At 64.8% G+C, this 526-nt stretch carries 1 protein-coding gene; it reads left to right on the top strand.

What is annotated here, in order from left to right:
- A partial coding sequence (locus tag HCC78_RS33095; protein WP_172332885.1) for a transposase occupies positions 1-486 on the top strand: 486 nt, incomplete at its 5' end.
- Positions 487-526 lie beyond the last annotated feature (40 nt).

Below are 526 nucleotides of genomic sequence, written 5' to 3'. Positions count from 1 at the left end.
CTTCTGAACCGGCAGATCGATGCCGTGAAGTCGGAGCGCGACGCCCTGCTCGACGAGACGCAGACCGCCGGTTCGACGCCGTCCCCTGTGCGAACGCTGCTTGGTCTCAAGGGCATCGGCCCGGGCTTTGCCGGTGCCCTGTGGTCCGAAGGGCTGTTCCGGACCTTCACTAACAGGCGTCAAGTTGCGGCCTATGCCGGGCTCGCGCCGACACCGTGGAAAAGCGGCACGATCAACCATGAACAGGGCGTCTCCAAGGCGGGCAATCCCCGCCTGCGGGCCATTGCCGTCGAAATGGCCTGGCTCTGGCTGCGGCACCAACCGGGTTCGGCGCTCGCCCGGTGGTATCACGACCGGGTCCGCCAGCTTGGTCCGCGCGCGAAGAAGGTCACGATTGTTGCGCTGGCGCGGAAGCTTCTCGTTGCCCTTTGGAAATACGTGACCAGCGGCGTCGTGATCGAGGGAGCAGCCATGAAGACTGCGTGAGCGCCAGACCAGATTGAAGACGAACGACTTCCAGCGTTCC

It is taken from the genome of Mangrovicoccus sp. HB161399 (assembly GCF_013184745.1).
GTDB lineage: Bacteria > Pseudomonadota > Alphaproteobacteria > Rhodobacterales > Rhodobacteraceae > Mangrovicoccus.
This window is presented reverse-complemented; position numbering and strand designations above follow the sequence as displayed.